A 14,453-nucleotide genomic window follows, 5' to 3' on the forward strand; every position below is an offset into this window, starting at 1 on the left:
GATGGTTCGGCAACTCACACGCGAAACCACCGAGCTTCCCGCCTACCAGGTGGAACGCAGGCAACGGATTCTGGACGCCGCGAAGAAACTGCTCCGCGTCAGCGACTACGACTCGATCCAGATCCGCGACGTGGCGTCCACGGCGAACGTGGCGCTGGGAACGCTGTACCGGTACTTTTCGTCCAAGGAGCACCTGTACGCGAACGTCGTCTACGACTGGGGCGTGCCGTTCAATTCCGCGGACCAGGGCTGGGCGCAAGGCCTGCGCACAACGGAGCGGGTTGCCCGGCGCCTGAAGCAGGCTTTGGCTGCCTTCGAGCGGCAGCCGAACTTTTACAAGGCGATCCTCATGCTGCGCACCTCCTCCGATCCGGAAGTGCGCGATCTGATGGAGCAGCTGGTGCTGGTCCTCGAGGAACCGTTTCATGCCGACTTCTCGACCCTGTCGCCGGACGAGGCTGCGGATGTCACCGCCATGGTGTGGGCCGTCCTCATGGATCTGGTCTCCCGCGTGTTGGCAGGCAACAAGACCGTTCCCGAAGCCACCCGGGTTTTGGACCGCTTTGTGGCAATGATCGGGCTCAGGCTCGAACAGGCCGAAGCCGAACGACGCTAGCCCCTGCTTCCCGACGGGCGTTCCCATGAGCGCCCATGAGCTCGACCACGTCGCCTTCGCCGTTCCCGCGTGGGGCGCCGCCGGAGAGTTGCTGCATCGGGAGCTCGGGGCGCGTTTCGCCAGCGGCTTCAGCCTGCCGGCCTTCAGCCCCTGCCAGGTTGCCCTGGCGGAGGACATGCGGCTGGAGTTGCTGGAACCGGGCAGCTCACCCGAGTCCTTCGTTGAACGCTTCCTCTCCGAGAACGGCGGGCAAGCGGCACCGCACCACATCACCTTCAAGGTCCGGAACATTTCCGCTGCCATCGCGGGGGCGCGGGCGGCAGGCATAAACCCGATCCTCGTCAACACCGAATACCCGCAGTGGCAGGAAGCGTTCCTGCATCCCCGCGATACGGGTCTTGGATTCCTGACCCAGATGGTTCAGACGTCCCAGTCCCTGGAGGAAATCACCGAGGACAACGAGTTCAACACTGCCTGCCCCTGGGTGGAAACCGAATCCCCGCAGGCCCGGGTGCCCGTGGTCTTCGGCCTGGTTACCAATCTGCAGCGGGCGGAGTACGTGCTCCGGGATGTCCTGGGCGCCGTCGCCTTTTCACTGCCCCTGCGCGCCGGCGAACCGGCGGCCGGCGGGTTCCGGTGGTCCCAGGGTGCGGACCTCGTCCTGCAGGAAACCACTGACTCCACCGGCGTCTCGGGCCTTCGGGCCCTGGGCTTCGTGGCGGCGGACGAACCCTGGCACGGGCCCGAACACGCCGGCCTGCTCGAAGCACTCGGGGCAGGAACATTCCATCCGGAGCTCGGAATTCGGATTTCGTCCCTGCGGCTTCCGGCTCCGGCACATTCCGGATAACCAGGCCCGTCAAAGCATCCGAAAACTCCAAGGCACCGGCACCACGCCGTCCGCCTTTGCACACCACCAATGAGGAGAACAGACCTATGGGACTTCGTGGAGAAGCCGCAATCCTTGGCTATTACGAATTGCCGCCAGAACGCAAACTCGCCCGTGAAAAAACCTTCAACCTGGAACAGTGGGCCCGGCTCTCCAAGGCCGCCCTGGACGACGCCGGCCTGGACGCCACGGACGTCAACGGCATCGTGACACCCCTGATCGGGGAAGCGGACATGTTTGTGCCCTCCACCATCACCGAGTACCTGGGCATCAACGCGAATTTCGCTGAAATCGTCGACCTCGGCGGGGCAGGTTCCGCCGCAGCGGTCTGGCGGGCCGCCGCCGCCGTGGAACTCGGACTGTGCGACGCCGTGCTGGTCACCTTCCCCGGAACCCACGACGTGCCAACCGACGCACGCAAGCCCTACGTGATGGACGACAAGATGTACTTCGGTGCCTCCTCCAACGCCTACGGCTCCCCGCAGGCCGAGTTCGAAATTCCGTACGGCAATCTGGGGCAGAACGGACCCTACGGCCAGATCGCCAAGCGCTACGGGCACGAATTCGGCTACGACGAGCGGGCCATGGCCAAGATCGCCGTGGACCAGCGCACCAATGCCTGCGCCACCCCGGGGGCCATCTTCCACGGCAAGCCGATCACCATCGACGACGTGCTGGCCTCGCCCATGGTCGCCGACCCGCTGCACATGCTCGAAATCGTCATGCCGTGCCAGGGCGGTGCGGCGATTGTCATCGGCAACGCGGAGATGGCCGCCAAGTCCAAGAACCGCCCGGTCTGGGTCAAGGGCTTCGGCGAGCGCGTCCCCTACAAGACTCCGACCTATGCAAAGGACCTGATGCATTCGCCGATGATTCACGCGGCGGAGCAGGCCTTCACCATGGCCGGCATCCAACGCAGCGACGTGGACATGGTCTCGATCTACGACTGCTACTCCATCACGGTGCTGATGAGCCTGGAGGACGCAGGCTTCACCGAGAAGGGCAAGGGCATGCAGTTCGTGAGCGAACACGATCTGACCTTCCGCGGCGACTTCCCGATGAACACCGCCGGCGGGCAGCTCTCCTTCGGCCAGGCGGGCATCGCCGGCGGCATGCACCACGTCATCGACGGCGTGCGCCAGATCATGGGCCGCGCCGGCGAGGCACAGGTTGCTGAGTGCAACCGCGCCTTTGTCACCGGCAACGGCGGCATCATGAGCGAACAAACGGCACTGATCCTCGAAGGCGAATAGGACTACACACCATGAGCACCGCATACACCCCGCCGGTCCTGCAGCGACCGATGCCGGTTCCGACCCCGCTGACCAAGCCGTTCTGGGACGCGCTGGCCGAGCACCGGGTCCGTATCCAGTACTCCCCCTCGCTGGGCGAGTACATCTTCTACCCCCGGCCGCTGGCCCCGGGAACCCTGGCCGATGACTTGGAGTGGCGGGAGATTCCCGGAGCCGGAACCCTCTACACGTACACCATCTCCACCCGCCCGGTGGCCCCGCACTTCGCCAACGAGGGCACCCTCGTCCTCGCGGTCGTGCAGTGGGACGAGGGTCCGAAATTCTCCACCGAACTGGTCAACGTGTCCCACGATGACATCAAGGTGGGCATGCGGGTAAAGCCCGTGTTCTGTGATTACCCCGAAGCAGGAATAACCATGCTGCGCTACGAACCGGAGATCTGAACATGACAACCACCACCGATTTTGTCCTGCCGCCCGTTACCCTCCGTATCGGCGGCGAGGCGCGCACCACCGGCGCCGGCGTCCACACCCACATCAATCCCGCCACCGGCAAGGCCGGTGCACCGGTTCCCCTGGCCGGTGTGTCCGACGTCGACGACGCCGTCAACGCCGCGCATCAGGCCTTCGCCGTGTGGCGGGCCACGCCCGCCGGAGCCCGGTCCAAGGCGCTCCTGAAGCTGGCGCAGCTCGTGGAGGAACACACCGAGGACTTCGTGGAGCTGGCGATCGCGGACAACGGCATTGCCCGGTCCAACGCGTATCCCACGGTTACCGCAGCCACGGACTGGATCCGGTACTACGCCGGCTGGGCCGACAAGCTTCCGCTGGGCCGGATCACCTCGGTGGTCGGCGCCGGTGGGTCCTTCGGGCACACGCTGCGCCAGCCCTACGGCGTGATTGGTGCGATCATCACGTGGAACGCTCCGCTGATGTCCCTGGCCATGAAGGTTCCCGCGGCTCTTGCCGCAGGCAACACAGTGGTGGTCAAGCCCAGCGAACTGACGCCCTTCAGCGCCATGCTCTTCGCCGATCTGGTCACCGAGGCCGGCATCCCGGACGGCGTGTTCAACGTCATTCCCGGCGGCCCCGAGGCGGGAGCGGCCCTGGTGGAGCACAAGCTGGTCAAGAAGGTGACCTTCACCGGCGGCCCGGACACGGCACGCAAAATCAGCGCTGCCTGCGCGAAGACCTTCAAGCCGGTGGTGCTGGAGCTGGGCGGAAAATCCGCCAACCTCGTCTTCGCCGACGCTGACCTCGAGGCGGCAGCCATGCACTCGACGTTCATGGCCTTCGGCATCATGAGCGGCCAGGCCTGCGCGCTTCCCACCCGGCTGCTGGTCCAGGACTCGATCTACGATGCGTTTGTGGCGACGATCGGCCAGATCGCCGCCTCGTTCCCCGTCGGCGATCCCCAGGACATCGGCACGGTCTGCGGGCCGGTCATCAACGAGGCCGCCATCGAGCGGATCCACTCGATGGTGGGACGGGCCCAGGAAGAGGGCGCGCGTTTGGTCACCGGCGGGCAGCGGCTCGCCGGCGATCTGGCCGACGGGTTCTTCTATCCGCCGACCGTCCTGGCCGACGTGGCTCCGTCCAGCGAGCTGGCCCAGAAGGAAGTCTTCGGACCGGTGCTGGCCATCACCCGCTTCAGTGACGAGGCCGAGGCAATCGCCCTGGCCAACGGCACCGATTACGGGCTCTCGGGCTACATCTGGACCGGCGATGCTCGCCGCGCCATCCGCGTCACGGAAGCCCTGGAAACCGGTGAGGTAACCGTCAACGGTGCCATGAATGCCGTGGCCGAACGCCCCTTCGGCGGCATCGGCCACTCCGGCACCGGCAACGAAGGCGGCTTGGAGGGACTCGAGGAGTTCTTCTGGACCAAATCAGTGGCCTACGGCAACGGCTAACCCCCAAACCCCACCACGCAACACAACACCGCAGCATCGCACCACCTTTCCAAAGATCGTCTGCTCCACCGCAGCCCGATATCCGTCGGCCGGCGTCGCATTCTTTGACCTCATACGAAAGGCAGGACACCGATGTCCTCCACCACACGGGCGCTCAAGCGTCCAGGCTTCGCACCAGTTGTCATAGTCCTGGTTCTGGCCGAAATCATTTCAGCCTTTGAACTGTCCATGATGTACGTCATGCTGCCGACCCTGATCCGGGATTTCCAGGTGGACGCCAACACCGTCGCCTGGGTTGTCACGGCTTATCTGCTGGTTTCCGCCTCCGCCGCAGTGCTGGGCGGACGCTTCGGCGACATGTACGGCCGGCGGAAGGTGATGGTCATTGTCCTGGTCGTCGCCGCCATCGGTTCACTCATCTCGCTGCTCGGCGGATCCCTGGGCATGATCATCTTCGGCCGCGCCATTCAGGGTGTGGCAGGTGCGGTTCTGGGCCTGGCCTTCGGACTGGCCCGCGAGCACCTCGACGAGAAGCGGGTCCCGGTCGGCATTTCGATGGTCGGTGCCTCCGCCCTCATCGCCGGCGCCGGCGGCTCGATGATCGCAGGCTTCATGATCGATCTCTTCTCCTGGCACGGAATCTTCGTCTTCGCTGCCGTCCTCGCGGTCATTGCCGCGCTGGCCATCCAGCTGGTTATTCCGCGTGACACCAACGCGGCCACCAGCGACAAGCCCGACTACATCGGCGCCATCCTGCTGCCCATCGCGGTCAGCGCTCTCCTGCTGGGTCTTTCCAACAGCTCAAAGACCGGTTTCATGTCGGTGGAGTTCCTCGGTCTGATCGGCCTCGGCCTCGCCGCTGCCGCCATCTGGGCGTGGTGGGAGCTGCGGGTGGAGTCCCCGATCGTGAACCTGCGGATGTTCAAGAACCGGCAGATTGCCCTGGCCATGACCGCCACGGTGTTCGCCGCGATCGGCCCCCTGGGCGGAGTGTCCGTTCCCTCGCAGATGATCATGCAGTCCCCCTCAGTGCTGGGCTACGGCCTGGGCCTCACACCGACCTCGGCCGGCGTCCTCATCTGCCTCACCGCACTCGTTGGCTTCGCTCTCTCGCCCCTGGGCGGAAAACTTGCCTTCCGGTACGGCGCCCGGATTGTCTTCATCGCCGGGCTGGTGCTGATGGCCCTGGCCATTCCCGTCATCCTGCTCACCTACGGCAACACGATCGTCTACCTGCTTGCCATGACCATGAACGGCGTCGGCATCTCCCTCACCTACGGTGCGCTGCCGAACCTGCTCATCGAGGTCGTGCCGGAATCCCACACCTCGGAAACAGCGGGAACCAACACGATGATCCGCAATGTCGGCCAGTCCGCCGCCATCGCAATCGGCGCCTTCATCCTCGCCAGCAACACGGACCCGACCACCAAGGCCATTTCGCAGGAGGGCATCAGCGGCGCGCTGATCCTTGTCCTGGTCTTCGGAGTGCTGGCAGTGGTCATGGCACTGATGCTGAGCCGCAATCCCAAGCCGTGGGTCCCCGAGACAGTGGGAGAACGCGACATCCGCCGCGGCACCACCACCGCCGATCCGGAAGACATCGTTTCCGCTTCGGCCTAACCCCTGCACCCCTGGTCCGGCAGAGCGCCGACTCTGCCGGACCAGAGCCAGCCGCTGGCATGCATCACGTCCCCGACGCGGTGCATGCCAGCGGTTTGGTTTATCCCTTCCACGAAAGGCGGGACGCCGATGTCCTCCACCACGCGGGCGCTCAAACGCCCCGGATTCGCCCCGATTGTCCTTGTCCTGGTTCTGGCCGAGATCGTCTCGGCCTTTGAACTGTCCATGATGTACGTAACGTTGCCGACCCTCATGCGGGACTTCCAGGTTGATGCCAATACCGTCGCCTGGGTGGTCACCGCATTCCTGCTGGTTTCGGCCTCCGCCGGAGTCTTGGGCGGACGCTTCGGCGATCTGTACGGCCGGCGCAAGGTCATGGTCATCGCTCTGGCCATCGCCGCCATCGGCTCCATCGTTTCGCTGCTCGGCGGCTCACTGGAAATGATCATCCTGGGACGCGCGATCCAGGGCGTCACCGGCGCTGTGCTGGGCCTGGCCTTCGGACTGGCCCGCGAACACCTCGACGAAGAGCGGGTTCCGGTCGGCATTTCGATGGTCGGCGCCTCGGCGCTCATCGCCGGCGCCGGCGGCGCACTCATCGCCGGATTCATGATTGACGCCTTCTCCTGGCACGGAATCTTCGTTTTTGCAGCCGTGGTGTCGATTCTGGCCGCGGCCAGCGTCCAGCTGGTCATTCCGCGCGACACCATCATTCCCAGCCAGGACAAACCGGACTTTCTCGGCGCCGTCCTGCTCCCCATCGCGGTAAGCGCCATTTTGCTCGGGTTCTCCGGCAGCTCGAAGACCGGCTTCGCTTCGATGCAGTTCATCGGCCTGATCGGCATCGGCATCGCCGCTGCCGCTGTCTGGGCCTGGTGGGAGCTGCGGGTGGAGTCGCCAATCGTGAACCTGCGGATGTTCAAGAACCGCCAGATAGCCCTGGCCATGACCGCGACCGTGCTCGCCGCCGTCGGCCCCCTCGGCGGCGGCAACGTTCCCGCGCAACTCATCATGCAGTCGCCGCCGTCGCTGGGCTATGGGCTGGGCTTCTCGCCCACCGCAGCCGGTGTCCTGATCAGCACCACCCTGCTGGTGGGATACTTCTTCTCGCCGCTGGGCGGAAAACTCGCCTTCCGGTACGGCGCCCGCACGGTGTTTATCGCGGGTCTGGCACTGGTGGCCCTGGTCGTTCCGGTCATTCTGCTGACCTACGGCAACGTGGTGATGTTCGCCGTCGCGATGGTCTTCAACGGCATCGGCATCTCGCTCGCCTACGGAGCGCTGCCCAACCTGCTCATCGAGGTGGTGCCGGAATCCCACACCTCGGAAATAGCCGGAACCAACACCCTGATCCGCAACGTCGGCCAGTCCGCCGCCGTCGCCATCGGCGCCTTCATCCTGGCCAGGCACACGGATCCGGCGACCACGGCCGTGGCACAGGACGGCATCAGTGCCGCCTTTATCTTCGTGTTTGTTTTTGCCGCGCTGTCAGTGGTGGTGGCACTGATGCTGCGCCGCACGCCCGCGCAGTGGATACCGGAAACGGTCGGCGAGCGCGACCTCCGCCGCGGCACCGCAGCGGATCCGGAGGGCGTGGTCTCCGCCTCGGCCTGACCGCCTCCGGATGCCGCAACGACCGGAATTTAGAACTTCGTTATAGTAATTTTTAGTAACCGGCGACACATTTTGTGCCGGCAAACCGCACGGGACATCGGCCCGTGAGACTCCTGAAAGAGGGAACGTTATGGCGATCCATACGCAGAACATCGGGAAGGTCTCCGAGGGTGCTCCGGTCAGTTGGGACTCCAAGGACGCACTCCTCTACGCACTGAGCGTGGGGGCTGGCGCCCGGGACCAGACCGCCAACCTCGCCTTCACCACGGAAAACTCCCGCGGCATTGAACAGAGCGTGCTGCCGACCTTCGCGGTGCTGCTGGGCGGATCCGGCGGATCCATGGACGAGCTCGGCGATTTCAAGCTGTCCTCCATCCTGCACGGCGGCCAGGCCATTTCCGTGTACCGCACGCTGGCCACCAGCGGCACCGTGATTCCGCGCAGCTTCATGAGCGCCGTTTACGACAAGGGCAAGAACGCCGTTATCGAGCTCACCACTGATCTGCTCGACGCCGAGACCCGCGAGACCGTGGCGGCCTCCGTCACCACCATGATCATCCGCGGCGAGGGCGGCTTCGGTTCAGCACCGGCCCCCTCCGACGGATGGGAGCTGCCGGACCGGCCCGCCGACCTTGTGGACATCCAAAAAACCACACCCGACCAGGCGTTGCTTTACCGTCTCAACGGGGACCGCAACCCGCTTCATTCGGATCCGGCCCTCGCAGCGATGGTCGGCTTCGAGAAGCCGATCCTGCACGGTCTGTGCACCATGGGCTTCGCCGGACGCGCAGTGCTGGAAGGCGTGGCCGATTCCGACGCCGATGCCTTCGGCTCCCTCAACGTCCGGTTTGCGGCACCGGTGATTCCCGGCGACGAACTGACCACCAGCATCTGGAAGACCGATGCGGGCGCCGTCTTCCAGACCCGCGTCGGAGACACCGTGGTCCTGGACCGCGGCACCTTTGTGCGGCGCGACGCTGACACACCCCGGGACACGCAGCTGGCCGAAGCAGCAACGGCCTAGCACTCCTCCCACCAGCCCCGCGAGATGGCACTAAGTGCTCTTCTCAGCCTTCAGAGACGCACCTTCTGCCATCTCGCGGGGACGTTACTCGGTGCAGCCGTCCGGGCAGCGCAGCGTCTGCGGGTCCGCGGCGCAGTCCGCGCAGTACAGGGTGAGTTTCCGGCAGGAGGGGTTGGAGCAGTTCTCGAACTTGCTCGTGGGCGCCTCGCAGCGCACGCACTGGCCGATTGTGACGGCGTCCTCGGTGAACTCCGTGTGCATCCGCTTGTCGAACACGTACAGGGAGCCTTCCCACAATCCCTTGTCGCCGTAGGCCTCGCCGTAGCGGACAATGCCGCCCTGCATCTGGTAAACCTCCTTGAAGCCGCGGTTGACCATCAGCGAGGACAGCACCTCGCAGCGGATGCCGCCGGTGCAGTAGGTGACCACCGGCTTGTCCTTGAGGTCGTCATACTTGCCCGAATCCAGTTCGGCGATGAAGTCGTGGGTGGTGGCCACGTCGGGAACCACAGCCCCCTTGAAGCGGCCGATCTGCGCCTCGAAGGCGTTCCGCCCGTCAAAGAAGACCACTTCCTCGCCGTCGGCCTTCTTTTCCTCGACCAGTTCGTGCAGCTGCTCCGGCCGCAGGTGCGTGCCACCGCCCACCACGCCGTCCTGGTCCACCTTGAGCTCGCCGGGAGCGCCGAAGCTGACGATTTCCTTCCGCACCTTGACGCTCAGGCGCGGGAAGTCCTCGGCTCCGCCCTCGGAGTATTTGATGTCCATCTTTTTGAAGGCCGGGTACTCGCGGGTGGCCTTTACATACGCCTTCACGGCGTCGAGGCTCCCGCCCACGGTTCCGTTGATTCCGTCGGGTGAGATGAGGATGCGCCCGCGCAGTCCCAGTTTCTCGCAGAGGGTGCGCTGCCAGAGGCGCACGGCCTCCGGATCCGGGAGGGGCGTGAAGGCGTAGTACAGTGCAATTCGATTCAAAGCCACTCATCAAGGGTAGACCGCGCCAAGACCCGCTATTTCATCAGCACCCGTACCTTTCGCCTGCCGGCACCGTTAGTGTTCATCCATGAGAGTGCTGAACGACGATTTGCTCGAGACCTGGGTCACCGGCTGGGCGCAGGCCCGCGGTTACCAGACCCGCCGGGAGGGCCGCTTTCTGTCCGCCTTCCTGCACGACAGGACCAATGACTGGGAGTACTTCGCGCTGGAGCCCTCCCACGATGAGTTCGCCGCACTCGCGTCCTCCGCCCGGAAGAGCCCGGGCCGGCTCTTCACCATCGTGACCAGCAGCATGAACGAGATCCACGGCGCCGCCCTGGTGCACGGCCTGAGCGTGCGCTCCGCGGACGAAGTCTTCATGTTCCTGGAGATGGCCGGGCAGGACATCGAAGACCCGGTTCCGTTGGACGGCTTCGAGACCGAAACCGTGCGCGGCCAGAAGCTGGGGACCGTGATTGTCACGGCCGACGGCGAGCCGGCGGCGCGCGGCAGCGTTGCCGTGGTGGATGACCTGGCTGTCTACGACCGAATCATCACCGAGCCGCAGTTCCGCCGCCGCGGGCTGGGCAGCTACGTCATGCGTGCCCTCACCGCAGTGGCGCTGGAACACGACGTCGACGCCGGCCTGCTGGTGACCACGCCGGAAGGCCTGGAGCTCTACAGGTATTTGGGCTGGGAGAACCTCGCCAGCGTGGTGATGTTCGAGCCGAAGCTGTAACCGTTCCGCGCAGTTCAGCCTGCGGCTGAGCAGCCGCGTTGAACTGCAGTTGTTCCGCCGGCCGGTGGGAGAATTGCACAGTGGCCCTACATGATTCCCTGATCCCTCTGCTCGGCTCCGGCGCCGACCCGGAACAGCTGGTCCATGTCCACGAAATTCCGGCCCGGAAGGCTGTTCCGGTGCCGTGGCCGGACTGGGCGCACCCCGACGTCGTCGCCGCGTACTCCCGGGTGGGCGTCCACGAACCGTGGCGGCACCAGATCGAAGCCGCGCAGGCGGCGCACGCCGGCGAACACACGATCATTTCCACCGGCACCGCGTCAGGCAAATCCCTGGCCTACCTGCTGCCGGTGCTCGACGAAATCCACCGCACCGCGCTGGATGACCGGGTCACGCTGGAGCCCACCGGATCCGTGGCCCTCTACCTGGCACCCACCAAGGCCCTCGCCGCTGACCAGCTCTCCGCCGTGAACGCACTGCAGCTGCCCACCGTGCGCGCGGACACGTACGACGGCGACACCGACCCGGGCGCCCGGCGCTGGATCCGCGACCACGCCAACCTGGTGCTGGCCAATCCGGACATGCTGCATTTCGGCGTGCTGCCCAACCACGCCTGGTGGGCCCGGTTCTTCCGCCGGCTCAAGTACGTCATCATCGACGAGGCGCACAGCTACCGCGGCGTGTTCGGTTCCAACGTGGCCAACCTGATGCGCCGGCTGCGGCGGATTTGCCGGTACTACGGCGCCAACCCGGTGTTCATCGGTGCGTCCGCCACGTCCGCGGATCCGGCTTCCTCCTTCGGCCGGCTGATCGGCGGCGAGGTCACCGCGGTGACCCGGGACGCTTCTCCGCACGGAGCCACCACTGTGGCGCTCTGGGAGCCGCAGCTGACCGACCTCAAGGGTGAAAACGGTGTTCGTTCCCGCCGGACGGTGATTGCCGAAACCGCGGATCTGCTGGCCAACCTCGTGGCCGCGCAGGTCCGCACCATTGCCTTCATCAAATCCCGGCGCGGCGCCGAAACCATCGCCACCATCACCCGGCGGCTGCTGGACGAGGTGCATCCCTCGCTGCCGGACCGGGTGGCGGCGTACCGCTCCGGGTACCTGCCCGAGGAACGGCGCGAGCTGGAACGCCGGCTGCGCAGCGGCGAACTGCTGGGCATTTCCAGCACCTCCGCATTGGAGCTGGGCATTGATATTTCCGGGCTCGACGCCGTGCTGGTGGCCGGCTGGCCGGGCACCCGGGCGTCCCTGTTCCAGCAGATCGGGCGCGCGGGCCGTTCCGGACAGGATGCTCTGGCCGCCTTTGTCGCCAGCGACGACCCCCTGGACACGTATCTGGTGCACCATCCGGAGGCGATCTTCGACATCTCCGTGGAAGCCACAGTCTTCGACCCCTCCAACCCTTATGTCCTGGGCCCGCACCTCTGCGCCGCCGCGGCGGAGATTCCGCTGACCCCGGACGAGCGGGAGCTGTTCGGTCCCACCGCCGCCGGCCTGCTCGATCAGCTGGTGGAGCAGGGCTATCTGCGCCGCCGGCCCTCGGGATGGTTCTGGACCCATTCCGAAAGCGCCGCCGCCATGGTGAATCTGCGCGCCGACGGCGGCGGGCCGATCAACATCGTGGAGTCCGACACCGGCATGCTGCTGGGCACCATGGACTCGCCGCAGAGCCAGTATCAGGCCCACACCGGCGCGGTCTACGTGCACCAGGGCCAAACCTTCATAGTTGATGAGCTGAACGAGGCGGATCACTGCGCCATGGTGACCCGCGGCAACCCCGAGTTCTACACGCAGGCCCGGGACGTCACCCAGATTGAGGTGATGGAGACTGAGCGGACCTCGCAGTGGGGCGAAATCCGGGTCTGCTTCGGAACCGTGAAGGTCACCACGCAGGTGGTGTCCTTCCAGCGCAAGGCCCTGATCTCCAACGAGATCCTGGGTGAGGAACCGCTGGAGCTCGAGGCCAAGGAGCTGTTCACCAAGGCCGTCTGGTTCATCATCGACGAGCACCTGCTCACCAACGCCGGCATGATTCCGGCCGACTTCCCCGGTGCCCTGCACGCCGCCGAACACGCCTCCATCGGCATGCTGCCGCTGATCGCCACCTCCGACCGCTGGGACATCGGCGGCGTCTCCACGGCGCTGCACGCCGACACGGAGAAGCCCACCATCTTCGTTTACGACGGGCATCCCGGCGGCGCCGGCTTCGCGGAGCGGGCCTACGAGGCTGCCGAGCTGTGGCTGACCGCCACCCGGGACGCGATCCGGTCCTGTGAATGCGAGCGCGGCTGCCCGTCCTGCGTGCAGTCCCCCAAGTGCGGCAACAAGAACAATCCGCTTTCCAAGGCCGGGGCCGTGACCCTGCTGCAGGTGCTGCTGGATTCAGCCCGCGGCCGGGACGCCGATCCGGCCGCCGCCGGCGCGGCTTTCACGGGGGCGGGCCCGCCCGGGCGTGCCCGGTAGCCGGCCACGGCAGCAGGCGGACTCCGACCTCGGTGTTCACCTGCACGCTCTGATCTCCGGCGCTGACGGCGCATCCGCCCAGTGCGGCGCCGTTCCGCGCCGCCACTTCCCCCGCCACCGCACACGGGTCCCCCGCCCGCAGGCCCCGCACGGTATCGGCAGCTGCCAGTGCTGACAGGTCTGCCGCCGTGGCGGCCTGGTTGGCCGCCACGGCCGACTGCAGCAGCAGCAGGACGGCGCCGAACAGGATCAGCAGAACCGCCCCCGCCCCCAGCACCAGCACCGTGCCCGCCCCGCGCTCAGATGTTCCTCCGTTCCTCCCTGGTGGACCGCCCTTCCTGACCCATGAACTGCCTTTCCTCCATCGTGGATCTCCTTGCCTCCTTGGTCTTCCGTCCCCGGATCCCCTCGCTCCACCGTTCACGGCAGCGATTCCGGAAGCGCCGTCGCGGTGGCGGTCAGCACCAGCGGCAGCCGGTCCAGCAGCGGCGCGGCCACGGTTGAGCCGACCTCCACCAGCAGCCATTGCCCGTCGGCCGAGATGGTCACCCGCGCTTCGGCCCCGGCGATCCTCCGGGCGGCAGCCTCCGCCTCGGCGCTGTCTCCGCGCATCACTTCCCGGGCTGCCGCCCGCGCCGCCTCCTCCACCCGAAGCTGTGTGACACCGGCGGCGACCCCCGTCAGCACGGCGGCCAGAAGCAGTGCCACCGCGGGCAGTCCGACAGCCAGTTCTGCGGTGACGGCGCCGAGGGAGGAGTCCTGCGGCTCCTTCCGGCGCACCGGCTAACCCAGGGTGAGCGCGCTGCGGATCAGCCCCATCAACAGGGACCGCACCTCTCCGCTGCCCAGCACGGCAACCAGCAGGGCGGCGAATGCCACGGCAGCCAGCGTGGCAATGGCATATTCCGCCGTGGCCATGCCCGCTTCGCGGTCACTGAAGTTCCGGCGGCGCCGGTCCGCCCTGCTCGCCCGCCCCCGCGCCGCACTGTCCCGGGCTGCCCTGTCCCGGGCTGCCGGATCCAGCTTCGGGTCCGCCTCCAGCTTCGGGTACAGGACCGTGACGGTGCCCGGTCCCCGGCCGGACCGGACGGCAGAGGGCTGCGGGAGCGAGCTGTCGGTCGCGTTGCACCCGCAAGGCGCCCCGTCGGCCGCAGGCCCTGGAGCTCCTTCGGCGCTGAAGAGCGGCGCACCGGCAAAGCTGCGGCCCGGTTGCGCCGTGGTGATGGATTTGCTCAAAACTGACATGGTTTCCTCCTGATGGTTCGCTGGCATGACTGGCTTCCCCGCTTCTGAGGCGCCGGGCCTCCGAAGCGATGAATCGATCCTCCATCCGGCGTCCCGGCGCC

General features: G+C 66.4%; 14 protein-coding genes. 10 read left to right on the forward strand and 4 right to left on the reverse strand.

Annotated features, from left to right (window positions below):
• Position 1 precedes the first annotated feature (1 nt).
• The 8 genes from QNO08_RS15030 (at position 2) to QNO08_RS15065 (ending at position 8,928) form a co-directional block, all read left to right on the forward strand.
• Positions 2-616, forward strand: coding sequence for a TetR/AcrR family transcriptional regulator (locus tag QNO08_RS15030; RefSeq protein WP_229964685.1), 615 nt, complete (start codon positions 2-4; stop codon positions 614-616).
• A 25-nt stretch (positions 617-641) separates the two neighbouring features.
• Positions 642-1,466, forward strand: coding sequence for a VOC family protein (locus QNO08_RS15035; protein ID WP_229964684.1), 825 nt, complete (start codon positions 642-644; stop codon positions 1,464-1,466).
• A gap of 86 nt (positions 1,467-1,552) precedes the next feature.
• Complete coding sequence (locus QNO08_RS15040) at positions 1,553-2,758, forward strand: thiolase family protein (RefSeq protein WP_229964683.1); 1,206 nt, start codon at positions 1,553-1,555, stop codon at positions 2,756-2,758.
• 11 nt (positions 2,759-2,769) lie between these two features.
• Positions 2,770-3,201, forward strand: coding sequence for a Zn-ribbon domain-containing OB-fold protein (locus QNO08_RS15045; RefSeq protein ID WP_229964682.1), 432 nt, complete (start codon positions 2,770-2,772; stop codon positions 3,199-3,201).
• Between the two features lie 2 nt (positions 3,202-3,203).
• Positions 3,204-4,670 carry an aldehyde dehydrogenase family protein gene (locus QNO08_RS15050; RefSeq protein ID WP_229964681.1) on the forward strand — a complete coding sequence of 489 codons (1,467 nt, stop codon included), beginning with the start codon at positions 3,204-3,206 and terminating at the stop codon, positions 4,668-4,670.
• A 132-nt stretch (positions 4,671-4,802) separates the two neighbouring features.
• Positions 4,803-6,290 carry an MFS transporter gene (locus QNO08_RS15055; protein ID WP_229964680.1) on the forward strand — a complete coding sequence of 496 codons (1,488 nt, stop codon included), beginning with the start codon at positions 4,803-4,805 and terminating at the stop codon, positions 6,288-6,290.
• Positions 6,291-6,419: 129 nt separating this feature from the next.
• Positions 6,420-7,904, forward strand: a complete 1,485-nt coding sequence (locus QNO08_RS15060) for an MFS transporter (RefSeq protein ID WP_229964679.1) — start codon at positions 6,420-6,422, stop codon at positions 7,902-7,904.
• 130 nt (positions 7,905-8,034) lie between these two features.
• Positions 8,035-8,928, forward strand: a complete 894-nt coding sequence (locus tag QNO08_RS15065) for a MaoC/PaaZ C-terminal domain-containing protein (protein ID WP_229964678.1) — start codon at positions 8,035-8,037, stop codon at positions 8,926-8,928.
• A gap of 84 nt (positions 8,929-9,012) precedes the next feature.
• On the opposite strand, the gene trhO is transcribed toward QNO08_RS15065, so the two are convergent.
• Positions 9,013-9,906, reverse strand: coding sequence for an oxygen-dependent tRNA uridine(34) hydroxylase TrhO (gene trhO / locus QNO08_RS15070; protein ID WP_229964677.1), 894 nt, complete (start codon positions 9,904-9,906; stop codon positions 9,013-9,015).
• Positions 9,907-9,988: 82 nt separating this feature from the next.
• On the opposite strand from trhO, the gene QNO08_RS15075 reads away from it, so the two are divergent.
• Together QNO08_RS15075 and QNO08_RS15080 are read left to right on the forward strand one after the other, a co-directional pair.
• On the forward strand, positions 9,989-10,639 hold the full coding sequence (locus QNO08_RS15075) for a GNAT family N-acetyltransferase (protein ID WP_229964676.1): 651 nt from the start codon (positions 9,989-9,991) through the stop codon (positions 10,637-10,639).
• A gap of 80 nt (positions 10,640-10,719) precedes the next feature.
• Entirely contained in the window at positions 10,720-13,107 is a 2,388-nt protein-coding gene (locus QNO08_RS15080) for a DEAD/DEAH box helicase (RefSeq protein WP_229964675.1), read from the forward strand.
• Here the strand turns inward: QNO08_RS15080 and QNO08_RS15085 are convergent.
• The 3 genes from QNO08_RS15085 to QNO08_RS15095 form a co-directional block, all read right to left on the reverse strand.
• A complete protein-coding gene (locus tag QNO08_RS15085; RefSeq protein ID WP_284155610.1) occupies positions 13,073-13,390 on the reverse strand; it encodes an Rv3654c family TadE-like protein in 318 nt (105 codons plus the stop codon). The two genes, QNO08_RS15080 and QNO08_RS15085, sit on opposite strands and share 35 nt — an antisense overlap.
• 137 nt (positions 13,391-13,527) lie before the next feature.
• On the reverse strand, positions 13,528-13,887 hold the full coding sequence (locus QNO08_RS15090) for a TadE family type IV pilus minor pilin (RefSeq protein ID WP_229966108.1): 360 nt from the start codon (positions 13,885-13,887) through the stop codon (positions 13,528-13,530).
• Positions 13,888-13,890: 3 nt separating this feature from the next.
• Positions 13,891-14,352, reverse strand: coding sequence for a DUF4244 domain-containing protein (locus tag QNO08_RS15095; protein ID WP_229966109.1), 462 nt, complete (start codon positions 14,350-14,352; stop codon positions 13,891-13,893).
• Between the last annotated feature and the right edge of the window lie 101 nt (positions 14,353-14,453).

This window comes from Arthrobacter sp. zg-Y820 (assembly GCF_030142155.1).
In the GTDB taxonomy this organism is placed as follows: domain Bacteria; phylum Actinomycetota; class Actinomycetes; order Actinomycetales; family Micrococcaceae; genus Arthrobacter_B.

Coding starts and splice junctions, on each gene's coding strand:
- QNO08_RS15030 (WP_229964685.1), top strand. CDS start 2: ATGGTTCGGCAACTCACACGCGAAACCACCGAGCTTCCCGCCTACCAG.
- QNO08_RS15035 (WP_229964684.1), top strand. CDS start 642: ATGAGCGCCCATGAGCTCGACCACGTCGCCTTCGCCGTTCCCGCGTGG.
- QNO08_RS15040 (WP_229964683.1), top strand. CDS start 1,553: ATGGGACTTCGTGGAGAAGCCGCAATCCTTGGCTATTACGAATTGCCG.
- QNO08_RS15045 (WP_229964682.1), top strand. CDS start 2,770: ATGAGCACCGCATACACCCCGCCGGTCCTGCAGCGACCGATGCCGGTT.
- QNO08_RS15050 (WP_229964681.1), top strand. CDS start 3,204: ATGACAACCACCACCGATTTTGTCCTGCCGCCCGTTACCCTCCGTATC.
- QNO08_RS15055 (WP_229964680.1), top strand. CDS start 4,803: ATGTCCTCCACCACACGGGCGCTCAAGCGTCCAGGCTTCGCACCAGTT.
- QNO08_RS15060 (WP_229964679.1), top strand. CDS start 6,420: ATGTCCTCCACCACGCGGGCGCTCAAACGCCCCGGATTCGCCCCGATT.
- QNO08_RS15065 (WP_229964678.1), top strand. CDS start 8,035: ATGGCGATCCATACGCAGAACATCGGGAAGGTCTCCGAGGGTGCTCCG.
- QNO08_RS15075 (WP_229964676.1), top strand. CDS start 9,989: ATGAGAGTGCTGAACGACGATTTGCTCGAGACCTGGGTCACCGGCTGG.
- QNO08_RS15095 (WP_229966109.1), bottom strand. CDS start 14,352: ATGTCAGTTTTGAGCAAATCCATCACCACGGCGCAACCGGGCCGCAGC.